Annotated in this window: 19 protein-coding genes; 3 read left to right on the top strand and 16 right to left on the bottom strand. The window is 44.8% G+C overall.

Going from position 1 to position 23,888, the window contains the following annotated elements; all coding sequences use genetic code 11:
* Positions 1–4: 4 nt before the first annotated feature.
* The 11 genes from C7460_RS11430 to uvrA all read right to left on the bottom strand — a co-directional run bounded on the left by C7460_RS11430 (position 5) and on the right by uvrA (position 17,679).
* A complete protein-coding gene (locus C7460_RS11430; RefSeq protein ID WP_170147975.1) occupies positions 5–2,053 on the bottom strand; it encodes an OmpA family protein in 2,049 nt (682 codons plus the stop codon).
* A gap of 10 nt (positions 2,054–2,063) precedes the next feature.
* Positions 2,064–2,753 (bottom strand): OmpA family protein, encoded by a 690-nt coding sequence (locus C7460_RS11435; RefSeq protein ID WP_115868239.1) that lies wholly within the window; start codon positions 2,751–2,753, stop codon positions 2,064–2,066.
* A 74-nt stretch (positions 2,754–2,827) separates the two neighbouring features.
* A complete protein-coding gene (locus C7460_RS11440) occupies positions 2,828–4,111 on the bottom strand; it encodes a peptidoglycan DD-metalloendopeptidase family protein (protein WP_115868240.1) in 1,284 nt (427 codons plus the stop codon).
* An 8-nt stretch (positions 4,112–4,119) separates the two neighbouring features.
* Positions 4,120–6,084, bottom strand: a complete 1,965-nt coding sequence (locus C7460_RS11445) for a protein-disulfide reductase DsbD family protein (RefSeq protein WP_115868241.1) — start codon at positions 6,082–6,084, stop codon at positions 4,120–4,122.
* Positions 6,085–6,104: 20 nt separating this feature from the next.
* Positions 6,105–7,472, bottom strand: a complete 1,368-nt coding sequence (locus C7460_RS11450) for a dipeptidase (protein WP_115868242.1) — start codon at positions 7,470–7,472, stop codon at positions 6,105–6,107.
* 59 nt (positions 7,473–7,531) lie between these two features.
* On the bottom strand, positions 7,532–12,451 hold the full coding sequence (locus C7460_RS11455; protein ID WP_115868243.1) for a hypothetical protein: 4,920 nt from the start codon (positions 12,449–12,451) through the stop codon (positions 7,532–7,534).
* Positions 12,452–12,480: 29 nt separating this feature from the next.
* Positions 12,481–13,299: a 50S ribosomal protein L11 methyltransferase gene (prmA, locus tag C7460_RS11460; protein WP_115868244.1), complete on the bottom strand. Its 819-nt coding sequence runs from the start codon at positions 13,297–13,299 to the stop codon at positions 12,481–12,483.
* Positions 13,299–14,060, bottom strand: a complete 762-nt coding sequence (gene tpiA, locus C7460_RS11465; RefSeq protein ID WP_115868245.1) for a triose-phosphate isomerase — start codon at positions 14,058–14,060, stop codon at positions 13,299–13,301. Before tpiA ends, prmA begins: the two co-directional genes overlap by 1 nt.
* A 114-nt stretch (positions 14,061–14,174) precedes the next feature.
* On the bottom strand, positions 14,175–14,483 hold the full coding sequence (locus tag C7460_RS11470; RefSeq protein ID WP_115868246.1) for a nucleotidyltransferase family protein: 309 nt from the start codon (positions 14,481–14,483) through the stop codon (positions 14,175–14,177).
* A gap of 2 nt (positions 14,484–14,485) precedes the next feature.
* Positions 14,486–14,890, bottom strand: coding sequence for a nucleotidyltransferase substrate binding protein (locus tag C7460_RS11475; protein WP_115868247.1), 405 nt, complete (start codon positions 14,888–14,890; stop codon positions 14,486–14,488).
* A complete protein-coding gene (gene uvrA, locus C7460_RS11480; protein ID WP_115868248.1) occupies positions 14,887–17,679 on the bottom strand; it encodes an excinuclease ABC subunit UvrA in 2,793 nt (930 codons plus the stop codon). Before uvrA ends, C7460_RS11475 begins: the two co-directional genes overlap by 4 nt.
* Before the next feature lie 205 nt (positions 17,680–17,884).
* Between uvrA and C7460_RS11485 the strand changes: the two genes are divergently transcribed.
* Genes C7460_RS11485 through nth form a run of 3 tightly spaced genes read left to right on the top strand, consistent with a single transcriptional unit; the run spans position 17,885 to position 19,381 of the window.
* Positions 17,885–18,484 (top strand): RNA polymerase sigma factor, encoded by a 600-nt coding sequence (locus C7460_RS11485; protein WP_115868249.1) that lies wholly within the window; start codon positions 17,885–17,887, stop codon positions 18,482–18,484.
* Positions 18,459–18,692 (top strand): anti-sigma factor, encoded by a 234-nt coding sequence (locus C7460_RS11490; RefSeq protein WP_115868250.1) that lies wholly within the window; start codon positions 18,459–18,461, stop codon positions 18,690–18,692. The genes C7460_RS11485 and C7460_RS11490 overlap by 26 nt, the downstream gene beginning before the upstream one ends.
* 44 nt (positions 18,693–18,736) lie before the next feature.
* Entirely contained in the window at positions 18,737–19,381 is a 645-nt protein-coding gene (gene nth, locus C7460_RS11495) for an endonuclease III (RefSeq protein ID WP_115868251.1), read from the top strand.
* Between the two features lie 3 nt (positions 19,382–19,384).
* Here nth and C7460_RS11500 read toward each other — a convergent pair whose 3' ends face one another.
* The 5 genes from C7460_RS11500 to C7460_RS11520 form a co-directional block, all read right to left on the bottom strand.
* Entirely contained in the window at positions 19,385–19,729 is a 345-nt protein-coding gene (locus C7460_RS11500; RefSeq protein ID WP_170147976.1) for a nuclear transport factor 2 family protein, read from the bottom strand.
* A 103-nt stretch (positions 19,730–19,832) separates the two neighbouring features.
* Positions 19,833–20,750 (bottom strand): cyclase family protein, encoded by a 918-nt coding sequence (locus tag C7460_RS11505; protein ID WP_115868253.1) that lies wholly within the window; start codon positions 20,748–20,750, stop codon positions 19,833–19,835.
* 15 nt (positions 20,751–20,765) lie between these two features.
* Entirely contained in the window at positions 20,766–21,452 is a 687-nt protein-coding gene (locus tag C7460_RS11510) for a CPBP family intramembrane glutamic endopeptidase (RefSeq protein WP_170147977.1), read from the bottom strand.
* 72 nt (positions 21,453–21,524) lie between these two features.
* Entirely contained in the window at positions 21,525–22,274 is a 750-nt protein-coding gene (locus tag C7460_RS11515; RefSeq protein WP_115868255.1) for a helix-turn-helix domain-containing protein, read from the bottom strand.
* The gene (locus C7460_RS11520) at positions 22,271–23,815 is read right to left on the bottom strand and encodes a hypothetical protein (RefSeq protein ID WP_115868256.1); all 1,545 of its coding nucleotides are present in this window, start codon (positions 23,813–23,815) and stop codon (positions 22,271–22,273) included. The genes C7460_RS11515 and C7460_RS11520 overlap by 4 nt, the downstream gene beginning before the upstream one ends.
* Positions 23,816–23,888 lie beyond the last annotated feature (73 nt).

Raw genomic sequence — 23,888 nt, forward strand, 5'->3', positions numbered from 1 at the left:
AGTCTTATTCCAATACTTTAAACTCTACGCGCCTGTTTTTCTGCCGGTTTTCAGGTGTGTCGTTTGGTGCCACATGCTGGGTTTCTCCTAGCCCTTCAGACTCCAATCGGTCTCTTGCAATTCCATTTTGAGTGAAAAACTCGTATACGGCCCTGGCTCTTCGTTCGGAAAGTCGCTGGTTATAAGAGGCGTCACCCACTGCATCGGTATGTCCTGTTATCTTAATTCGATTGATCTCTCCAGTATTCAGGTATTTAAGAATTCGATTTAACTCAGGATAGGAAGAGGTTTTAAGAATCGCTTTGTCGTGATCGAAGAAGATGTTTTTCATTACGATGGAAACTCCTGTTTCGATTTTAGACAGGTACAGGTCAATATTCACTGTATCGTCCTCCTCCATTTCATTAAAATCAAAATGCTCATCTGTGGAAATGTAGCCAGGGTAGTTGGCAAGTAATCCATACTGTGCACCCTCTCGCACAGTGACTGAGTAGCTACCGTCATCCTCAGAAGTAACTTCTCCCATGTCTACACCATCAGGCAGGCGCTCTACGATTACTGGTACTGCCGCCATAGGCTGTCCGGTTCCTTTATCAATCACACGTCCCTGAATGGTAGCAAAATACTCTCTTGTGAGGTGACCAATGGAAGCCATCAGCGGGCTTTCCTTATCGATGAAGATGTCATCAGCCTTGAATCGGAAGATATCTGTATCGTCATCTATAGTACCACGCGAGAAATAGATGTGTCTTCCTGAAGATGGTATACTGAAGTATTGATCATCTGCCTCAGAGTTTACACTTGCTCCGAGGTTTTCCGGTACCGACCATTTTTCCCAGGAGTCATCCAGGCGTATGGTTACAAATATATCTGCTCCTCCGTAGCCACTTTTACCACTGGTAGAGTAGTAGAGTGTTTTTCCATCCTGGCCCAAAAACGGCGAAAAATCATCTGAAGCCGTGTTGACATCTATTCCCAAATTTTTTGGAGCTGTCCAGGTATTTCCATCCTTGAAGGTGACATAGAGATCTCTACCGCCATAGGAGTCATCACGCTCTGCGGACATGACCATAGCCTCGCCAGTTGGAGCCAAAAAGTAATCCACCTTAGCGGAGTAGTTATATTCGTTTTCTACTTCGATAGAAACAGGTTTGTCAAAGTGATCTCCTTTTCGCTTCGACATAGAAACGCCAGAGTACATTCTTCCCTTTTTACCGTATCTATTTCCTAAAATCAGGACTTCTTCACCATCTCCAACTACAGTAATAGAACTAATAAAATTCGGACCTTCAGTATTTAAAGGAGGACCAATATTTCGTGCAGGCAACCATTCTCCAGTTTCGGGATCCAGGTCGGACACCCAAATATCCTCTACATCATCAACCCCCCCTACATTGTCAGGGTGGTATCTTCTACTAAAATAAAGATGCTTCCCATCAGGAGAAATAATAGGGCTATGCTCGATGTAATTACTGTTTACTGTGGCACCAAGTCGATCAGCTTCTACATTTTGTGCTACACCCGGCACGAGGTTTATCAATACGGTGATAGGCAAGTTTGAAGCCGAAATACCGATAGCATCAATGGCATTATATCCTGGTACAGCTTCACCGTCTATTTCAACCCTAATGGCATAGATCTCATAAGGAGTATCATCAAAAAACAGGTTTAGCAGCCTACTGTCTAGCGGTATAGGTCTGGGCTCTAGCTCAAACAACAAATATTCGTTGTACTCCTGATCATATGCATAAACACTAGTTACAGCTCCAGGATTCTCGGATTCGGCTATGGCCACCTGTTTAGCTTTGATAGGAGTTTCAAACTCCACCATGATAAATTCCTGGCTATTTTCAGACTTGGCCCTCCAGGCGTTAGGATTGTCTCCCCCGCGTGGCATTACATTGGGTTTGTGAAGCGCCTGTATGGCCGAATACTCTAACGGCGAATACTCGCTAGAAACATCTACGACCTGTGAGCCCCATACTACAGTCTCCTGGGCAAAAGCCATCAGAGACATACACGAGGCTAGAAGAATTAAAGTAATTTTTTTCATAGAATTAGGCTTATCGGCGAATGATACGTACTTCCACCCTACGGTTCTTGGTTTTTGCTTCATCGGTGCGCTCCGTGAAGAGCGGCTGAGTTCCTCCGAAGGCCTTAGTAAACACACGGTTTTTCTTTACTCCCTGCTTTACCAGATATTCTTTCACAGCGTCCACACGAGCCTGAGATAGTCTCATGTTGGCTTCAGCATTTCCTGCAAAATCTGTATGCCCTTCCAATTGAATGACAATGTTCGGGCGTTCGTCTAGATAAGCCACCAGCTCATCAAGTCCGGCATACGAACTCGACGTTATGACATCACTGCCCCGATTAAAAATGAGATTATCAAGCGTAATGAGATCGGGCTCTTCTTCAGGCTCTATATAGAAGTTTAGTGCCATTGTGCCATCTTTATCTTCATCTACAATTTTCACTTCTCCAGTATAGTCCTGAAACCCAGACTTAGTAATTCGAAAATTGTAACCAGTTTCTCGCAACAAGAAGAACTGAAAATTTCCACTATTGTCACTGTTAGCAATGCCCATGTCGTCATAATAGGGCAACTTTTCATAAAGAATCTTTGCGGAAACAGCCGAACTATCTTTGGCGCTAAGGACCTGACCGGATACCTGAACGAAATCAGCAGCACCTTGCCCCAATGCAACAAAAGTAATTGCCATCAGGAATAGGCTAAAAAAGGCTTTAGGCATGATTTTAGGTTTGATTTAATTCAAATTAACTGAAATAAATCTAAATAATAAAATGCCTGATTCGCTATCTGAGCTTAATGCACAGGAATTTGAGCCAAAACACTTTTTTCGCCTTTTTTGCGGATTTTCCTCAGCTTATTTACAATTACGTTTTTGGTATGAAGGTAATCCTTCATGTGCTCAGCATCTATGGGCTCAGAAGGTGGCAACTCTACCTCCAGGGCATCTACCTGACGACCATTTTTCCAAAACCTAAAGCATAAATGAGGACCATTGGCTAGTCCGGTGCTACCTACATAGCCAATAGCCTGCCCCTGTTTCACTTCTACCCCGGGACGTATGCCTTTGGCTATTTTAGACATGTGCAGATACTGAGTGGTATAGTTACTGTTATGCTTAATCTTCACAAAATTTCCGTTGTACTTGCCATAGCGGGCTTCGAGCACTACTCCATCGCCTACTGTACGGATCTCAGTACCTGTAGGAGCTGCATAGTCAGTTCCGAGGTGGGCTTTGTAGCGTTTCAGTACCGGATGAAAGCGCTTGGGGCTGTATCGTGAACTGATGCGTGTAAAATCCAGTGGGGCCCGCAAAAAGGTCTTTCTCAGGCTATTACCATTCTCATCGAAATAATCGACTTTTTTGCCCTGATCATAGTTTACTGCATAGTATTCTTTTTTCCAGTGTTTAAAATAGGCGCCTTTGATCTTGCCTATACCCACCACTTCATCGCCTACACGTTTTTCTTCGAAGATTACCTTGATCTCATCTCCCTTTTGGATGCGGAAGAAATCTACCTGCCAGGCGAAAATATCTACCAGTTTGCTCACGAGCAAAGGAGAAGCGCCTTCTGCCACAATAGCCTCGTATACACTGGAGGTGATGGTAGTAGCAATGGTCTTTTCTTCAGAGATAATTTCGCGCTTTACACGCTTCACATAGATGGAATCTACCAAATTAAACACTACATACTCTGTAGCGTCAGGCTCAAAGACCAGCTGGCGGGCGGTTTTGTTTTCATTGCGCTCATGCACCACAGTATATGGGTAGCCAGCTTTCAGTTTTCTCACATCAAAAACCCCCTTGGAAGCATTAGCCACCGCATAGATGGCTTCATTGGATATGTCAAATGTGGACAAAATCTCAGAGAGGTTCTGACTCCATTTCACCTTACCCTCAAACACATCGAATGAATCTATAGCAATGCCGTAAAGCAGCTGTGGTTCCGGTAGGGTTAGACTCAGCGTATCTTCTGCCGTTACCAGTTTAATCTCTTTTTTAGGACTGAGAGGATTGAAAAAATAAGCAACAGCTAAAACTGCCACTGCCAACACCACTATTATTCCCTTAATCTTCATCTGCTCGTTTAGTTTTTAAATGCCTGCTTGCCGCTATCAAGAAATGATACAAAGTTACCAACATTTAAGTCATAGGCGGTAGGTTCTACCAAAAGCTCGCCTTCTGGACTCAAAATCACATAAAATGGCTGTGCGTTGTTTTGAAAGCTGGTGATTTGAAAATCGGCATTTTGCTTGCCTATTGTTTTCTTCACTTTGCCATCATAATCTGAGGTGTACCATTGCTCACTCGGCAGCTCTGTCTTATCATCCACATACAACGCCAACAACACAAAATCTTGCCTAAGTCTGGACAAAACTTCGGGCTCTGACCATACGCGGGCCTCCATCTCGCGGCAGTTGACACAGCCGTGTCCGGTAAAATCTACAAATATGGGCTTATTAGTGGCCTGCGCACAGGATAATGCCTGCTCATAATCAAAGTAGCCTTGCAAACCATGGGGCCATTCCAGAAAATCATCATAAAGCGGTTGCTCGCATCGTTCGTCCAGATCCTCTGCTACATGAGGCCCATAGGTACTGGAGAGTAAGTTAAAATCATGAGTGCTCATAGGAGGTAAATAGCCCGCAAGTGCTTTTAGCGGAGCACCAAACATGCCCGGTATGAGGTATATCACAAATGTGAAAGTAATCATAGCCAAAATGAGCCTGGGCACCGATACTTTATTGGATTCGCTATCACTGGCTAGCTTGATTTTTCCGAGTAGGTAAAAGCCCATCATCCCAAATATCACGATCCAGATAGCAAGGTAAATCTCCCGATCGAGGATCTGCCAGTGATAAGCCTGGTCTGCAATGCTGAGAAATTTAAAAGCCAAAGCCAACTCAACAAAACCCAGCACTACTTTCACAGAATTGAGCCAGCCCCCGGATTTAGGCAAGGAGTTGAGCCAGTTTGGAAAGAGCGCAAACAGGGTGAATGGAATAGCAAATGCAGCTGAGAAAGCCGCCATACCCAGCACTGGCTTTAGCGCCAAGCCTCCTGCAGATTCTACCAAAATGCTTCCCACTATAGGCCCGGTACATGAAAAACTCACCAGCACCAGAGTGAGCGCCATAAAAAAGATGCCCACAAGCCCCCCTTTATCGCCCATAGCATCTACGCTGTTGACCCATTTGTGAGGCAGCGTGATTTCAAACAACCCAAAGAACGATAAGGCAAACAAGACAAACACCACAAAGAAGATCACGTTTGGCAGCCATCCCGTAGCCAGGTCATTGGCCGTCTCGGGCCCCATAAAAGGTGCCAAAACTACGCCGATCAGGCTGTAAATCACGATGATGGATATGCCATAGAAAAAGCTGTTGAAAAAACGTCCTTTTTTATGATGGTCTTTGCCGGTGAAATATGTCACCGTCATAGGAATCATCGGAAAAACACAGGGTGTGAGCAACGCCGCTAATCCTGCTAAAAATGCCACCAGCATAAACGACCACAACGAATAGGGGTCTGATGCATCACGCTGAGAAAGTAAACCTGTATCAGTAGAGGGCTTAGCGGTTACCTCTTTTTTTTTTGAGACAAGCGAAAACTCCTCCTCAAAAGGAATGCACTTGCCGTCTATATCCGAGCATACCTGATAGATATAGAGCCCTTCGATTTGGTATTTTTTATCGAGGATTTTTACAGTTTGTTCAAACCGGGCCTTCTTTTTGAAATACGTATACTCACCTTCCCATAGGGAATCGTATTTTTTCTGGGCACCAATGGGCTGCACGTCACCTACGAGTTCGTATGATGGATGCTCCGTAAACTCAAACTCCGTGACCATGGGGCCCAGATCCGGATCAAAATCTGAGGAATACAAGTACCAATTGTCATCGATCGTTACTTCAAAAATAATTTTGACTTCATCGCCTGGTTTAGGTGCGGCTTTTGACAAGCTAACCTTCCATTCTGCAGGCTCCAGTATTTGAGCGCTTACTCCCAGCGATAAGATCAATAAGACAAAAAGACTTGTGACTTTCCTCATGGATTGTGATAGTTGGCTGTTTATGAATCTGATTCCGAAAAGAACCGATAAAAATGTGAAATCGTTTCTATACCCTTATAAAAGTTGAACAAACCGTAGCTTTCATTGGGTGAGTGGATGGCATCACTGTCCAAACCAAATCCCATCAAAATAGGATCTAGCTTGAGCTCCTGCTGAAACAGCGCCACGATAGGGATGCTTCCGCCTTCTCGGGTAGGTATTGGTGTTTTTCCCCAAGCTTTTTCAAATGCTTTGCTCGCTGCCTGGTAAGCTGGAGAATCTGTAGATATCACGGCAGGCTCACCTCCATGGTGTGGTCGCACTTCCACTTTCACAGATTTAGGCGCCAAAGCTTCGAAGTGTTTTTGGAACAACTCGGTAATTTCTTCACTCACCTGATGTGGCACCAGACGCATAGAGATTTTGGCATAGGCCTTGGATGGCAATACCGTCTTGGCTCCTTCGCCAATGTATCCTCCCCAGATACCGTTCACATCCAGTGTGGGGCGTATACCCGTACGCTCTCTTGTAGAAAAGCCCGCTTCGCCCTTCACATCAGCGACATCCAACTCCTTTTTGTATTCGTCCAGATCAAAAGGTGCTTTGGCCATTTCATCCCGCTCTGCTTGCGTGAGCTCTTCTACTTTGTCGTAAAACCCGGGGATGGTAATGCGGCCGTTTTCATCTTGCAATTTGGAAATCATGTCGCACAGGATATTGATCGGATTGGCCACTGCTCCACCGTATACTCCTGAGTGCAGGTCCTTATTGGGTCCGGTCACCTCCACTTCTACATAGCTGAGGCCACGCAGACCTACGGTGATAGAGGGGTGTTCGTTGCTGATGATTGCCGTGTCAGAGATCAGAATCACGTCTGCTTTCAGCTTTTCGTGGTTGTTTTTCACAAAATCCTCTAACGCATCGGAGCCAACCTCTTCTTCGCCTTCTATCATAAACTTGGCATTGCAAGCCAGTTCGTTGGATTTCACCAAAGCCTCAAACGCCTTGATATGCATGTACATCTGCCCTTTGTCATCACAAGCGCCTCTGGCATAGATGCGCTCATCTTTTATCACCGGCTCGAATGGAGGAGAGTCCCAAAGCTCATAAGGATCTGCCGGCTGCACGTCGTAGTGACCATACACCAGCACCGTAGGCAACTTAGGGTCTAAGATTTTTTCTGCATAGACAATAGGATGGCCGTTGGTTTCTACGAGCTCGGCACTGTCTACGCCTGCCTCTTCAAACTTAGCTTTTACAAATTCTGCAGCTTGGCGCACGTCTCCCTTAAACTTGGAGTCTGCACTCACCGAAGGGATACGTAAAAGGTCTAATAACTCTTCCAGAAAGCGTTCTTTATTCGCTTCCGCATATTGTATTGCGTCCATTGGGGTCGTTGTTTTTTTGGCAAAGATAAATGATTGAATAAAGCGTGGAAGCGATTGACTTAAAAGCCAAAACCATCGTCCTGATCTTCTTCTATGGTATCAAAATTTTCGTCATCCAGGCTGATGTCTTCGGGGTACACCAGGTCATATGGCTCGGTGATCCCAAAGTACGTTTCTCGAAATTCGTTGATAAATGAAAGTGTCTCGTTTTCATCACCCAAAACAAGCACCAATTCATCTGGACGAGCCTTTCCGTAGTTGGAGTTGGCCCCCACCTGGTCATTGAATGCGCTATTGGATGAGTACATCATTAGGTTGTTAGCAGCATAGCTGATATAGTACCAGGTGCCTGGAGCCGCCTGGATAAACAGATTGAGTACATCTGCACCAGTATCATCTTTTTTGATCTCTATAAATCCATCGAGCTTGGCATTTACATCCGTTTCGTAAATATTGGAGATCGCCAGCTTAGTAGTATTGTACCAGGACTTGTGCGGCTGTGACCATTTCATCTTTACACCGGAAACTACCAGTGATTTCTCCAAGGCTTCTGAGGTAGCGTACATGGGTTTATAGTCTTTCAGACTTGCTTTTTCATAGTCACGGGCAATTTTGTCTGAAATAAAGTTTGCCAGTTTATAAAGCAGTTCGATGGACGATATATCATTGGCTAGTGGAGGGCCCAGACGCTCCACTATGTCTGTAAGATCAGCAGCCATAAGGTCCATAAATGCTTCCGACCCTTTGAAATCCATAGCGAGTAAAGCATCGATGTTGTAGGCATTTTCTTCCATATTTCCAGTTCCCAACACGCTGGCCTCCAAGGTCACATCCTGGGCATACTGGCTAAAAAAATTGACTGGACCTTCAAAAATGACGTTTTTGGTGTCATCATTGTAAATCATGGTGTACCCCTGATAGCTTTCACCGAGTGTTTTGGCCGGATTCTCAATTCGATAACTATTGGAGGCTGTATCAAATTCTAACACTCCTTTTGGGAAGAAAAAATCTTCATCGGTTTCATTTTGACGCTGCTCCACAAAGGTGGTGTAGATACTTCCTCTGAGGTCGTAATGAAGGCCAGCCACTACCGGAGATTCATCAGAGAAATAAGCATTTTCAAAATCGATTTGAACGGTAGGTTCCTCTCCTGTACGCTGATACAGTACCCACGAATCGTATGCCGCGTTTTCTTTCATGAGCTTCACTGCCCCGTCCAATTCAAGCGCCTCACGCTGGGCATACATTTTGGCCTGACCTTTATAATAAAAACCAGGGGCTATGATCAGGTTATCTTTGGCCAGTACTTCTCCGCCAGAAATGGTCATGGTTTCCGAGTTTCCTTCTTCATCAAAAACCTCCTCCAACACAAAGCGATCAAACTTAATAGCAAAGGTGTCATTGCCTGTGATCAATCGATACATGGCTGTACCTACAAACTCATTTCTCGACAAGATTTTAATCTCACCATTGTAGAGGTAGTGGTACTCGTTTACCGTATCTATGATGATCTCCGCATTGTTAAACGGCTGGAGCTCTGAATTTTCAAGAATCGTTGTATGGTTGCCCTCCGGGATGATTTTGGCATCTGCTACTTTGATAAATGGAATCCCCTGAACATTGAGCTCACGCGTATTGAAATCGTAAACTGCTTTTTCGGCATTGAAGGCAAGTGAGTCCAGATCTTCTCGGGTGGTATAAAAATAAGAGCTGGAAATAGGCACATTAGCAGGCTTGGTCATGGTCACCACAGAATCTTCCAAATCCCATACTGCATTGGTAATGGAAGTATTCATCTGAGCATAAGGAAAAGAAATAGCTGCTACACCGGCTTTCTCGGGACGAATGAGCGCAGTACCGTTTTTCAGGTCAAAGTTCAGACTAATGTCATCCCCTGCCATCGCTGGTTTGTCGGGGTTGTCAGAAAGCACTTCAAACTCTGCATGACGAGCACTATAAGAAAACTGCTTGAAGGTGAGGTTGTCTGATAAGGCTCTGGATCCGCGCGTAAACATGGTGCCCGAGCCATATACCCCTTTGGAGGTGATGTTTACTGCTCCATCCAGCTCTGCCGTAGCATTGTAAAACTTGAATGGATCGCGAAGGTTGGTCAGATACATGCTATCAATCCTTGGTTCCCAATGCATCCGATAGGGCCCCAGCACAGCCTCTGGATAGCTGGCACCGTTTACATCTCCGGGGCCAATGACTCCTCCTCTTCCATATGCTGCCACGCTATCTGGATAGTACACAAAGTCGTCCGAATAGATGGTGGAGGTGATAAAATCAATTTTTCCTCCTCCACGGATACCCTGGTTACTAAGTCGAATTTTTTCATACGTTTTGGCCGCAGTTCCATACAGATTGTACCCCTCAGGTGGAATTTGATGAGTAAAACCAAGCGACTGATCAGGCTGCAGTTTGAGGGTTTCTTCAAACGTGGGAAAGATGCCGCCAGAATTGAAGATTCCATCAAAGGACACAGCGTCTTCACTACTCAAACTATCGCTCTCGAACGGTGGCACTATAAACTTTACGGATTCATCATAAGCACCGTTGAGCACCTCCTGTCCATTGAAGTAAACAACTGCATCTGACTGAGACAGAAAATCAGGGTAATTGGCCGACGGTCGTATACCGGATTTGTTGTCTGGGTAATCCAGGTAGAGCGTACCCGAAGTTCTGTTGAGGTGGTTTTTGAGCGGTGATTTGGAGGGAGCCCCTTCAGCCACCAACGAATCTGGCGTGGCTATCTGAATACGAATGGAATCAATGCTATCCATGTGAATCAAAAAGCCGTCATAGTCAAACTGGAAGTCTTTGCCCTTGTATTGAAAATCTCCAGCATTGACCATTCCATTCATTTCTATATTTCTGCCTTGCTTGAGTGTGACTCGGCCACTGTCTGGTTCGGCATACACTTGAAAGTCCGTGGTAAAGTAATACCGGTCTACACCGTTTACGAGCATTTCTTCGTCCGTCAGATCCCAAATGACATTGGGCTTATCCGGAGCATGTGAGGGAATGAGTAAGTTGTCATAATCCACCTTTTGGCCGGAGGCATCATAGTATAAAAAGGCTTTGTCTTTTAGCTGGACCAGACCCGTTTCGCGGTTGTAGTAAGCAAAGCCATATTTCTCCAGCACCTTCATGGCTCCTTTTACCTGCTTAATTCCAACTTTGAAATAATCAGCGATTTCCTGGTCTGCAAACTCCCGTGTGCCAAACTTATTGGCATAATACACTGAAGTATTGACGGGATGAAAGGCAAAGCCCGACCCCAACTTGCTGAAACGCACCTGGCTAAAAAAGTCTTTCGACTCCAGCACTACAGGAATCAGGTCCTTGCCATTGAGAATGGACAGTTCTACAGAGTCTGTGTCCATGTCCCACTCTACTATTTCGGCATTGATGTTCATTTCGAAAAATGAACTGTAAAAAGGAGTTACATCAAAGGCTTTCGTTCGAATAAGAGCCAGCTTGTTGGTTTTCCCATAATAGTAAAGTTCTACAGAGGGATGGTGCAGCGAATCAGCGCCATGAATGAGTGACACGCTGGCAGCTTTGGCATAGATGGAGCTATCCTGGTGAAACTCAAACTTTACACTTCTCAGAACGGCTTTGTTACCCCTGCCGTCTAATAACGTAAGTGTCCCTGGCTTCCGTGAGACGCTAGTGCCGTAAAATGCATTGCCTTGTATCTGGATTCCCCCGCGGTAGCGGATATTGCGCCCGGGTATGTTTACGGCAATGTCCGAATAATTGGAAGTAAAGCGTGGATAGCTACTCAGTGTATTATTTTTGCGTCGTACACTTTTATATTCAAAAGCACCTTCTACTGTGCCATCGAATAATTTGGGAAAAGTCATCTTAGCGTAAGGCGACCAAAAATCTGATCGGTCTGTTCGCAGGTAAAACTTTTCGAGATTGACTACAGCTCCTTTTGCTAGAGAGTTGTCCGCAGGCCAGTTGATGACCGCATTGTCTCCTGCATACATTCTGTTTTTGAGCAGCACTGTACCATCTGTTTCTTTGATTTTGAAAGAATCATACGGTGTGATGATCATCATACTGTTGTTTTCCAGCTGTATAGCTGGCCCTTCCAGTGTAGGGTGAATGTATTTGGCTTTGAGGCCTCCTACATAGTCTTGCGCGATGGTCTCCACATACTGTCTTTCGGCTTTTTCTTCGTACATCCGGCCCTGATCGTCGTAGCCCCAGACATCTTCGGTTTCCACCCAGTTGTCATCATAGGACTGCTGGTCATCGTCCCAGCTGTCTTGCTGGGTAGACCAGGTGTCTTGTTGATCTCCCCAGGGATCGTTTGCCCAGGGATCATTGGACCATGGGTCGTTTTGATCCTGCGCCCAGGGATCGTCTTGTTCCACAGGGTCTGCTTGTTGATCCACCACGGGCTCTTCGATGATGGGCTCGGGCTGTAAGATATCTTGCTGAGCCTCTTCCGCAGGTGCGGCATATTCATCGAGGAGTTTAAACTCAAAAGACCCACCATCTGTATAAGCAAAGAGATTTTTGGAACGAGCTATGATCCTCCTTGCCATGAACATATTGAGCCCGAGCAGGTAGTTGGTGTACTCTTCCCTGCTGAGAGCTTGTACCATTTGCTCATTCATGTCCAGCACTTCAGAGAGTTGATCTCTACTGAGGTCTGCTTGCTCCATAGCAAATGCCAGGTAGCTGAAATAATACCAGTAGTGCGGGTGAAACCAGAAATCTTCCTGATCCATCAACCGGGCGATGCGGTGGATCTGTTCTTTGTGGGCAGTGGTAAATTTACCCTGCCAAGCATTGTTGAAGTCAAAAGCCACCTTATTGGCTGGCTCGGTGCCAAGTCCACGCAGCCTACTCATGACCTGATTAAAAAAAATGTTCTGATCATCTGAAAATGACCTACGCTGTGCCTCTACGATCTGGAAAAGGGAGGCAAAAACTATCAAAAACAGGCAAAAGCGCTTCATAACACTAAATTTACGGAAACGGGAACAGATTACCCGCTTCTTAGGGCCAACATCGCCCAGCGGTTGCGTTCACTACGTTTAATTTCTTTCAAACCGAGCGCCTCCGCACATTGCAGTAAATCTGGGATATCTTCTTCGTAAAAACCACTCAAAATCAAAACTCCCTCATCTGCCAACCGCTCTGCATAAGCATCCATTTGGCTCAATAGCACATTTTTGTTGATGTTGGCAAGTATGATATCATACGCATCAGCTGCAGCTATCTGATCGATGCCTCCGAGCTTCAGGTTGACCGCTCCACAGTTATTCAACGCAAAATTCTCCTGACTATTTTCTATGCACCATTCATCTATGTCCACTGCTGCCAACTCTGCAGCACCACGCTTATGGGCCATAATTGCCAGCGCACCCGTGCCACAGCCTACATCTAATACACGTTTGTCGGCATGGTCCAGCTCCAGCTGGTAAGCTAGCACCTGATAGGTGGTGGCGTGATGTCCGGTGCCAAATGACATCTTAGGCGTGATGATGATCTCATAAGGAAACTCTGGTCGGGGCGCATGAAAGGTGGCCCGTACGATGCATTGATCTCCTACGATGACCGGTTCATAATTTTTTTCCCACTCTTCGTTCCAGTTGACCTTTTCTACTTCGGCCACCTCATAAGGCACCTGATAGCGATCCAGAATGGGCTTTACCTCTGCCGGCTCCCACGCATCTTTTTCGCAAGACGCTAGGAGTCCATCATCAGTTTCTTCGAACGCATCAAAAGGAAAAAGAGAGAGCTCCGCAAACAGGAGTTCTCTCTTTTCTTCATCACACGCTATTTTTAGCGTTATAAAACTCATTAAAACGACTTAATAATATCTACAAAATCACGGCTCTTTAAGCTAGCTCCACCCACGAGACCACCGTCTACATCTGGCTGAGCAAATAGCTCCTGTGCATTGCCTGGCTTTACGCTACCTCCATAAAGTATAGAGATGCTGTCTGCGGTCTCCTGATCGTATTTTTCGGCAATCAGCCCACGAATATACGCGTGCATTTCTTGTGCCTGATCAGATGAAGCTGTCACGCCAGTGCCTATTGCCCAAACAGGCTCATAAGCAATTACCACATTGAGGATTTCTTCTTTGCTAAGGCCGAAAAGACCTTCTTCGATCTGCTCTTTATTGACAGCAAAATGCTGCTCTGCTTCACGTGATTCCAGCTTTTCGCCACAGCAGTAGATTGGCTTCAGGCCACCATCTAGAACGGCTTTGGTCTTCGCTGCCAGTAGGGCATTGTCTTCACCAAACAGTTCGCGTCTTTCGCTATGACCTATTACCACATAAGACACTCCGGCAGACTTGAGCATGCTCACAGATGTCTCCCCGGTGTAAGCTCCACTTCCCTGGTCGCTACAGTTTTGCGCGCCCACTTTTACATTGGCCGCTGAGCCCACAAGCTTTTCTACACTTGTAATATGTACAAATGGAGGGATAAGGATAATTTCAGCGTCGTTAGACACCTCGCCCTTAGCCATATTGATCACCTCTGATGCCAGCTTCTGACCTTCGTCTAGTGTCAGATTCATCTTCCAGTTTCCTGCTGCGATGTTTTTTCTCATGATTGATTTTGGTTTTTATTCTATTAAGTGTGCGTTGAGCGTCCGATTGGGGTGTGGGTTTTTCAGCTTACAAGATTAAAAAATGTAGCCATCAAATCCCGATTATTTTCAGGATTAAGCCGGCTCAGCGTTGAATGGCTGACCAACACGAGTGATGTGAGCTTTTAGGTCATTATTGGAAATGAGGTGATATCCCGTAAGATCTATTTTGTAAGGCAACAAAAGGTCGTCTAGTTTGGATTCAAGTTGAAAAATATCTCCTTGTGTAAGATCCGATCCTTGAATGCATAAATCTATATCTGATTCCAATCGAAAATTTCCCTTTGCTCGTGAGCCATATATTACCAGCTCTTTCACTGATTTATTGGTGAATATGGTCTCCCGGATTTGCTCTATTACCTTGTTGTCCAGGCCAAACTTCATAGCTAAAGGAATTTGAGTTTTTTAACCAGATCAATAAACTGGTTATGATAATCGGTTACGATTCTGGAAACAATCTCCTCAGCCGTAGATTCATTGTATGTATGAGAAGAAGCATTTCTACTTTTGATCATCTCCATCCAAATAGTCCCATCCGATATCAGGCCCTTTTCAAAACCTTCGCGCACAGCATCTCTGGACCCCACAATTCCCATTATTCCCTGATACTGTAAGTAATCTTTAAGTACTTTCCAGGCTAATTCATGAGTAAACTCAAAGGCTTGTATCATTCCTTGTTGCTCTAAATTAGAAAGTTCTCGCTGCTGACTTAATTGTACGGCTTCTGTCAGCCGTTTCAGAGCGCGTTCAAAGTTTGAAAATCGTTGTTTCCACCGGATATCTTCACTCATAATATCTTTTCTTTCAAGTACTTCGCCGTATGGTTGTTTTCCAGTTTGGCCATCTCCTCTGGCAAGCCTGCAAAACAAAGCTCTCCGCCACCATCTCCGCCTTCCGGACCCAGGTCGATGATCCAGTCGGCATTTTTCACAATCTCCATGTTGTGCTCGATGATCAGTACGGAGTTGGCCTGATTGACCAGCGCATTGAGCGCATCGAGTAGTTTTTTGATGTCATGAAAATGCAAGCCAGTAGTAGGCTCATCGAAGATGAAGAGCACATGATCTTTTTTGTGGCTGCCACCTTTTCCTAAAAAGGACGCCAGCTTCACACGCTGGGCTTCCCCACCCGAAAGCGAATTGGAAGACTGACCCAGTTTTACATAGCCAAGGCCCACGTCGTAGAGTGGTTTTATCTTGTTGACAATCCCTGGCTTGTCCGCAAAAAAGTCTATCGCTTCTTCCACGGTTAGGTCAAGTATTTCGGAAATGTCCTTGTCCTGATACTTTACTTCGAGGATTTCTTTTTTGAAGCGTTTCCCCCGGCAATTTTCGCACTCCAGGTGCAAATCTGCCATGAACTGCATCTCCACGGTCACCGTGCCTTCACCTTCGCAGACCTCACATCGGCCACCATCCACATTAAACGAAAAGTGTGCCGGTTTGAAGCCGTTGTTTTTAGACATGGGCTGTTCGCTAAACAGCTGGCGAATGCCATCGTAGGCCTTTACATAGGTCACTGGGTTCGAACGTGAGCTTTTCCCTATAGGATTTTGATCGACAAACTCAATCTGAGTGATTTTCTTGTAGTCACCAGAGATCTTGTCATGTTTTCCTGTGGCCTCTCCCGCGACTCCCAGCATCTTGCCTATGCCCGGATATAGAATTTTTTTCACCAGGGTAGACTTACCCGAACCACTTACACCCGTGATTACAGTCAGCACGCCTAGCGGTATTTCTACATCGATATTTTTCAGGTTATTTTCTCTGGCCCCTTCTATTTTGAAAGACTGGTTCCATTTTCTTCGGTTTTTCGGAAGCGCTATCTCTTCGGTTCCTTTGATGTACCTGGCCGTAAACGAGTTGCTATCTCCGTTTAGCTGATCTACTCGACCCTGATAGACGAGCTCTCCTCCATGCACACCTGCTGCCGGACCGATATCTATAATCTCATCGGCGGCCTCCATCACTTTTTCTTCATGCTCCACCACAATCACCGAGTTACCCAGATTGCGCAAATGCACGAGCACTTCAATAAGCCTGTCGGTATCTCTGGGGTGCAGCCCTATACTGGGCTCATCCAGTATGTACATAGAGCCCACCAAAGCACTGCCCAGAGAGGTGGCCAGCTTGATCCGCTGAAACTCCCCTCCTGAAAGGGTATTGGTCAATCTATTCAAGGTGAGATAGCCCAGCCCTACCTGCTCCAGGTAGTTTAGCCGATTGGTAATTTCATTTAAAATCCTTTTGGCTACTTTTTGCTGATGAGCAGATAGCTCAATAGTTTCAAAAAAGCGACTCAGCTGATCTACCGGCATCAACACCAGGTCTGCAATCGATCTGTCTGCAATTTTCACATAGCTGGCGTCTTTGCGCAAACGCGTCCCCCGACAATCTGGACATGCCGTACGCCCGCGGTATCTGGAAAGCATCACCCGAAATTGAATCTTATGTGTTTTAGCTTCCAGATGCTGAAAAAAAGCATCCAGGCCTTCAAAGTACTCATTTCCTGTCCACAGAAGCTGATATTCTTCCTGTGTTAGCTCATTGACAGGCCGGTGAATAGGGAAGTCAAAACGAATGCCATTTTTGAGCAAAGGGTCCAGCCATCGGCTCATGGTTTCGCTTCGCCAGGGCGCTATGGCCCCTTCATATACGGATAGGTTGGGATCTGGAATCACCATCTCCGGATCTATTCCCAATATTCTTCCAAACCCCTCACACCGTCGGCAAGCCCCATAGGGGTTGTTAAACGAAAAAAAGTTGACCGAAGGCTCCTCAAAGCGAATACCATCCAACTCAAATAAATCCGAAAACTCCCGGGTTTCATGACCCACCATGGTCACTTTGCAGTGGCCCTCTCCTTCGAAAAATGCCGTCTGCACAGAATCAGACAACCTGAATTGGGTATCTTCATCGTTTTTGACCACTGCTCGATCTATAAGAATCTCAAATTGATGTTTTTTGGTAAGTTTCTGCTCTAGCAGATCTTCTATAAACCCGGTTTCCCCATCGATCATCACCCGGGTGTAGCCCTTGCTTAAGAGTATCTTAAGTTCTTCTTCCACAGATCGGCCTTTGGTGATTTGCAATGGAGCAGAAATCATAAGTTTGGTACCTTCCTCATGACTCAGGATAAAGTCTACCACGTCGGTGACACTATCTTTTTTCACGGGCTCACCGCTCACAGGCGAATAGGTTATCCCTACTCGGGCAAAAAGCAATTTCATGTAATCGTAAATCTCTGTAGTAGTACCTACAGTAGAGCGGGGATTTCTGGTAGACACTTTTTGCTCAATGGCAATGGCTGGAGCCACTCCTTTGATGTAATCCACCTCTGGTTTTTCCATCCTACCCAAAAACTGCCGGGCATAGGAGCTGAGGCTTTCCACGTATTTGCGCTGGCCTTCGGCAAAAAGCGTATCAAATGCCAATGAAGACTTTCCCGAACCAGACAAGCCCGTTATTACCACGAGTTTATCCCGTGGGATGGCCACATCGAGATTTTTTAGGTTGTTGACACGTGCGCCTTTGATGACGATATAGTCCTTTGGATCGTACTGATCGATGGTTTTGGGCATATTTATTAGATCTTTTCGCCTTTACAACTAAGCTCGAAAGCCTTTGATTTGGAAAGTTGGGCAAAATTAGAAATTAGACAGTGGATTTGCTTGTAAAATATTATTGGTATAGTTTTGGTTCTACACGAGTAAAAAAAAATTGAAGTTCCACACAAACCCTGACAATATGCAATAAACCTCTACGTTAACAAAACAGGTGATTTTAATGCGAAAGACTAAATTGACCGACGGCCAATTGCTGTCTCAGTACAAAAATGGTAACGAAGAGGCGTTTGCAGTACTACTCGAACGACACAAGGACAGGGTATTCACCACGATTTATGTGATTGTAAAAGACCGCTATCAGGCCGAAGACCTGATGCAGGATGCTTTTATCAAAGCAATCAAAACCATCAAATCAGGGAAATACAACGAAGAAGGGAAGTTTTTGCCATGGCTACTGCGTATAGCGCACAATCTCGCCATTGATCATTTCCGCAAGGCCAAGCGCTATCCGGAGATTGTCATGGAAGATGGCAGCAGTGTGTTTAATACGCTGGAGTTTTCTGAAGCACCTATCGAAGATGAACATATCAAGCGGGATACGCACAACCTGCTGAAGCAATATATACAGGAGCTTCCTGAAGCTCAGAAAGAAGTACTGGTCATGCGCCATTACATGCAGATGAGTTTTCAGGAAATCGCCGATGCTACCAATGTAAGCATCAATACAGCTTTGGGCAGAATGCGGTACGCTTTGATCAACTTACGAAAAAAGCTACAACACACTCAGATTGCCTATGACCAAAACTTTTACAAAAAATGACCTTGTACGGTTTCTTTATGACGAACTAACAAATGACGAGAAAAGGGCGTTGGCCCAGGCGCTGCTCACTGACAATGAGCTGCAAAACGAACTGGACCTGCTCCGCTCAACAATGACTGAGCTCTCTAAAGTATCTTATAAGCCTTCACAACGCTCTGTGGACAAAATCCTTGAATTCTCGAAAGGATATCACAAACAGTCTGTCTAGTTTTAGGGTTCGGTTTTGACTTGCACCGGACAACCTAAAATCAGATGAACAAAAAAGAGCGATTCGAAGCATTTGTTTCATACTTCAAGGAAGCCTTTCCCGAGCCTCAAACGGAGCTCAACTACAGCAATCCCTTTGAACTGGTGGTGGCCGTAGTATTGAGTGCCCAGTGTACAGACGTTCGGATCAATAAAGTTACGCCTGCATTATTCGAAGCTTTTCCTACTCCAAAGCACATGGCTCAGGGGAGTTTTGAGGAAATTTTCGAACTCATCAGAAGTGTGTCTTATCCAAACAATAAGGCCAAGCACCTGATGGGGCTCAGTAAGATGATCATGGATGACTTTGGTGGGGAGGTTCCCGAAAAGCATGAAGACCTCATCAAACTACCCGGAGTAGGAAGAAAGACAGCCAATGTGGTGGTTTCGGTTTTGTACAACCAGCCCGCAATGGCGGTGGATACGCACGTCTTTAGGGTATCTAAAAGACTGGGCCTCGTCACGCAAACCGCAAAATCTCCGCTAGAAGTAGAAAAGCAACTGGTACGTCATATTCCTGAAGAATATGTACACAAAGCGCATCACTGGCTCATCTTGCATGGCAGATACGTATGCCTGGCTCGTTCACCCAAATGCATTGAATGCAAAATCACCCACTTTTGCCGGTACTGGGAGAAGTTGGAGGCATAAATATCACTGCCTAGGAGAACTATGCGTAGCAAGGGCTCGAGTCATGCCATTATTCTTTTGATATACGTCAGTAAAAGACAATGGTACCTGAAGCGTATCACCAGAAGCGAGCAAAAGATAGATAAGCTCGTTGCCACGCACTATCGCAGTACTTCCGAAGCATTGAATATCTAACTCTTCAAAAACTACTTTCAAAATTTGGTAGTCCGATGAGTATAGTTCGTTAATCACCTGCTCTTTTGTAGTACGCGAACCATCAGCATTTCCCGCGTACAGGTACTTATCATGCAGCACTTCGGCCAACAGACTAGTATCCTTATGAATATAGGCTTTTTCCCATTTGTTCATAAGTGCCTGAACATCGACTGGTGTTATAGAAGTATTCGGGCACTGACATGAAACAAAAGTGAACAAAAAAAGTAGATAGCAACAGTTTTTCATTGATTTGGGTTTAAAAGATTGCAATTGGGTTTATTGGTGAGCTAGACGCGCCATTGATTCGCCAGGGCGCGATGGTAATAAAAAAGGTATATCTACGCTGCGAAAAACAATACTCACTGAGTGCTTCGAGTTCTGCATTGTCTAATAGCGGCAAGCCCAGGTAAGGAATTCCTACAGTGTGAAATGCATTGCTATACTTTTGAAATCCTTCCACTGGATAAGCATCGCTATCACCGTCACTTCCAAGCATACTCACTTGATTGTCTTTAATCCATAGAAGGCAGGAGGGGTGCAAGCCGGCTCTCAGTGTACGACTGTTACTACGTCCCAGCCCAGTGCGGACCATAAGCACATCACCACTCCGCAACATTGTGTTTTGCTTCTCCAGCACTTGATCCAAATGGTGAGGATAAATGGGCATACCAGGATGAACTCCCTCGGGCAAATACCGGGCTACGTCTACCAGCACAGCTCTACCCACTATGCCATGAGCGGCCACCTTATCTATGCTCAATTTTGAAAGTCCTTCAACTAAATCATACCCATTGTATAACCTGCCAGAATCAGCGAAGACATGATTTAAGGCATCTAGATGAGTCAATTCAAAGCCATGCCAAACAGCACCTACAAAATCGCGCAGCCCATGAGTCTCTTTGTAAGCTTCATAGGTTCCCTGCATTACGTGCTGGTCTGTGATACTGGTAGTCCTTGCCAGTGATATAGTGTGTCCAGTTTGTATTTCCTGAGCAGCAAGTATCACCAGTGAATCTGTTAGGTAATTTAGTGTCCCTAATTGATCATCTGGGCCCCATTGCCCCCAATTCATCAACGTTGGAAGGGCTTTTGCCAGTTGTCTATCATTGGACAACTGTGCCCTAAGTGGGCTTAGCAGCAACACAAACACCAATAGCAATAAGGGGTTTTTCATAGCTTAATGAGGGTTTTAGAATATTATCGAATAAGTAAGCACTACGTCGCCAATCAGATTGAGCAAAACATGCACAACAATTCCAAGGTATACGTTGCGGTATTTGTAAGTAAAATAAATAACAGGAAACATTGCGAATAAGCGCACCGGCACCAGCCATAGTGACCATAAATGATAACATGCAAACAATAGTGCGTTGACCACTGGGGCACTCACTCCTTTTGTACAATGCCTCTTTTGGAGCAGATAACCTCTAAAATAGAACTCTTCGGCCATAGGCAAAACGACAGATATAGGCACCAACAACAGCCAGATAGATTTGACGAGTCTGTCGGGATAGTCCTTCAGGTAGTGACTAAAATCAAACCATTCTGGGAGCCAATAAAAAAGCGTTTCTTGTAGGTACTCAGCAACAGGCTTGAAGATTACGAAGCACCCCAAAGCCCAAACTAGACTAAGTGAAGAGATGGCAAAGAAAGGGCCAAACCTCACACAGTTTTGTGGTGGCATTACCTCCTTCAGTGTAAACTCAGAAAAGTTTTCGTGCTGTTCTTTTACCATCCAGTACCATATCACCGGGATGGTCACAAACAGCTCTGTCATTATGAAGACCAGTATGGATGGAATAAAATCACCAATGGCTAGATACCACGCAACCAGCACTGCCATGGGTATTGCCCCAGGCAAAAGATATCGGATCATCAATCGAGTCATGATTTGGCTTTATTGCAAAATTCTTTGCATCACACCACAACTCATTGTAAAAACCCGACATCAACTCATGATGTGATGATACAGCGTATCTCTTTCGTGTTTTAGCTGAGTGGGGGACATTCGCGCAAACCGCTTAAACTCATGTATTAGGTGAGACTGGTCGTAATATGCGTGTTTCACCACTATCTCCATCCAGTTTATCTCCGGTTTTTCAAGGACTTCTTCGAGATAATAATTTATGCGGGTAAGGGTAACCAATTGCTTAGGGCTTAGTCCGATTCGCAGTTTGCAAAAACGCTGAAAAGTACGTTCTGAAACGCCACATTCATGATAAACCTGTGATAAAGTTTCACAGCCTTTTGTGCGCAAAATGTGATCCATAGCCCGTGAGCATGGCGTATCTTCAAAATTCATCGTTGATAACATTTTCTTTCGCAGAGCTATCGAAAAGCTTTCTAGCGAATAAAACGTCAAAGTCTCAAGGGTTTGCTTAAGGCCTTCCGGCAATAAGCCAGCGCCAGGGAGGTTAGTTAATCGAAAAAGACCATCATTGACAAAAGAGACTCCATACAGGTTTGCCCTGGGTGCTTTCACCTCTTGAGCAACCGTCTGTGGAGTTAACACAAATAATTTTTCATTAACCGCATGGCTATCCACCCAAACAACTCCTCCCCGATTCCATACGATTAAATTTTGCACTTTGGGTAAGTGCCGAAAAGTAAATTGATCTCCTTCCGCACGAATGTGCCAATAACATAGCACAAACCTCCGCAGCTCAGGATGAACTTCAATAATCTCCCGGTAGCTCAACGCCGAATATATTTAGTTTGCTGCCAAACGTACTTTATTCCATCTACTACCATTTGGTCTTCAAATTTCTCTATGTCCATGTTTTTGGTATGAATAGAAAAACCGTATTTCCTTGCCAACGTCATATAGTCTGTGTTTAACCCTTTGTCCGTATGGCACAAAATGAACCGCAGCTTACCACGATATGCTTCTAGCAACTGAACGTCTCGCGGAAACGAATAGTTGTCAGCAATCATGACCACCTGACCTGTCGGTTGCACAGCATCATAACCATACCTCAAAGCCTCAAAGTTGTTTTCAGGCAAGTCTCCACCACCACCATTACTCATGGTTTCAAAAAGCTTATCTCTTACTTCCAGGAAACTTTTACTTTTTACGGCGTACAAACCTCCTGTTTTACCAATTCGCTTTTCTTGAGTAGGCTTGTCATCACCATCATTAAAAAACACGTAGTTTTTCGGTATGCTATCGGCATTTAGCCTGATCCACTTTAGCAGATCTGCGGTGAACGGATACATACTTCCTGTAGCATCTACTACGATGAGTTCAGGGTTCCAATCATGTCGATACAATACTTCCGAAACTACCGTCTTCTCTACTTTGGGAATAAGCTCCTGAAAACTGGTATCAGTTTCATATGCTACACATTGTGCATATTGCTGCAGCATGTGAAATTCGTCTATCAGCTCATCTTCAATTACGAACCTGGTAAAGACCACACTTTCTTTTTTTATAGGAAAACTCACATAGCCATCTACTTTTAGTGGATACTGCTTCCTTCCGATCACAATACCCCGTTCCCATTTCAGGGCATATTTCAGAGCGAAAGCCAGTCGCTTCTTACAAGGAAATAGATTTCCTTTTACCATAACGTCCTCTACTCTTCCATTGTGGTCCATACTCGCAGTAAAAAACACGCGGCCTTTATACTTCTCGCCACATTCATAGATCTTTTCGATTTGCTCACTGAGGTACTCCGAGCTGTAGATCGACTCTGGATATTCACAACCTATTCTATTATAGACCACAGACAGCTTATCTTTAAAATCATGTATTTGCTGATCCAGCAGTCTCAAATCTGATCTAATGCTATCTATTTCACCTAGTGCCGTCTCTTTGGTATAATAGGGCTCATAGTAAATCACAAAACCATGAAAGTAATCCAGACATGAGGCCGATGATTGGCAGCCTGTTTGCCCAATAATATTCCAATCAAAAAATTTGTTATCTGTGATTCGAGGGTTGAGCGCTATGAGCGACTGAATTCTGGAAACATCCAGCTGCTTTTGGTCAAAATCTTCCAACTCACTATAGGTGGTATAGATCAGATCAATGCGTATAATCCTCCGGTCTGTAAATGGAATTTGCCTGATGGACTCTTTGGAAAAATCTGACTTGAGCACCAGGTGATCGTTTCGATCATCCAAAGCGTATCGATCTACTAATATATGATCCGCCTGCTCGTAGATTTCACTGGCAGTACGCTGGGCCGTAGCACCGGTGCTTATCAAAGCAATGATTAAAGTGTAAAAAATGCGCATTGAAACAATGAAAATTCCTGTTAGTCGAAATTAAGTAACGAAATTATCAAACCTAATATTCTCTTTAGATCTT

The organism is Marinoscillum furvescens DSM 4134 (genome assembly GCF_003386095.1).
Lineage (GTDB): Bacteria > Bacteroidota > Bacteroidia > Cytophagales > Cyclobacteriaceae > Marinoscillum > Marinoscillum furvescens.

What these genes read in the sequence shown, in the direction of transcription:
- C7460_RS11430 (WP_170147975.1), bottom strand. Translation starts at nt 2,053, where the DNA reads ATGAAAAAAATTACTTTAATTCTTCTAGCCTCGTGTATGTCTCTGATG.
- C7460_RS11435 (WP_115868239.1), bottom strand. Translation starts at nt 2,753, where the DNA reads ATGCCTAAAGCCTTTTTTAGCCTATTCCTGATGGCAATTACTTTTGTT.
- C7460_RS11440 (WP_115868240.1), bottom strand. Translation starts at nt 4,111, where the DNA reads ATGAAGATTAAGGGAATAATAGTGGTGTTGGCAGTGGCAGTTTTAGCT.
- C7460_RS11445 (WP_115868241.1), bottom strand. Translation starts at nt 6,084, where the DNA reads ATGAGGAAAGTCACAAGTCTTTTTGTCTTATTGATCTTATCGCTGGGA.
- C7460_RS11450 (WP_115868242.1), bottom strand. Translation starts at nt 7,472, where the DNA reads ATGGACGCAATACAATATGCGGAAGCGAATAAAGAACGCTTTCTGGAA.
- C7460_RS11455 (WP_115868243.1), bottom strand. Translation starts at nt 12,451, where the DNA reads ATGAAGCGCTTTTGCCTGTTTTTGATAGTTTTTGCCTCCCTTTTCCAG.
- prmA (WP_115868244.1), bottom strand. Translation starts at nt 13,299, where the DNA reads ATGAGTTTTATAACGCTAAAAATAGCGTGTGATGAAGAAAAGAGAGAA.
- tpiA (WP_115868245.1), bottom strand. Translation starts at nt 14,060, where the DNA reads ATGAGAAAAAACATCGCAGCAGGAAACTGGAAGATGAATCTGACACTA.
- C7460_RS11470 (WP_115868246.1), bottom strand. Translation starts at nt 14,483, where the DNA reads ATGAAGTTTGGCCTGGACAACAAGGTAATAGAGCAAATCCGGGAGACC.
- C7460_RS11475 (WP_115868247.1), bottom strand. Translation starts at nt 14,890, where the DNA reads ATGAGTGAAGATATCCGGTGGAAACAACGATTTTCAAACTTTGAACGC.
- uvrA (WP_115868248.1), bottom strand. Translation starts at nt 17,679, where the DNA reads ATGCCCAAAACCATCGATCAGTACGATCCAAAGGACTATATCGTCATC.
- C7460_RS11485 (WP_115868249.1), top strand. Translation starts at nt 17,885, where the DNA reads ATGCGAAAGACTAAATTGACCGACGGCCAATTGCTGTCTCAGTACAAA.
- C7460_RS11490 (WP_115868250.1), top strand. Translation starts at nt 18,459, where the DNA reads ATGACCAAAACTTTTACAAAAAATGACCTTGTACGGTTTCTTTATGAC.
- nth (WP_115868251.1), top strand. Translation starts at nt 18,737, where the DNA reads ATGAACAAAAAAGAGCGATTCGAAGCATTTGTTTCATACTTCAAGGAA.
- C7460_RS11500 (WP_170147976.1), bottom strand. Translation starts at nt 19,729, where the DNA reads ATGAACAAATGGGAAAAAGCCTATATTCATAAGGATACTAGTCTGTTG.
- C7460_RS11505 (WP_115868253.1), bottom strand. Translation starts at nt 20,750, where the DNA reads ATGAAAAACCCCTTATTGCTATTGGTGTTTGTGTTGCTGCTAAGCCCA.
- C7460_RS11510 (WP_170147977.1), bottom strand. Translation starts at nt 21,452, where the DNA reads ATGATCCGATATCTTTTGCCTGGGGCAATACCCATGGCAGTGCTGGTT.
- C7460_RS11520 (WP_115868256.1), bottom strand. Translation starts at nt 23,815, where the DNA reads ATGCGCATTTTTTACACTTTAATCATTGCTTTGATAAGCACCGGTGCT.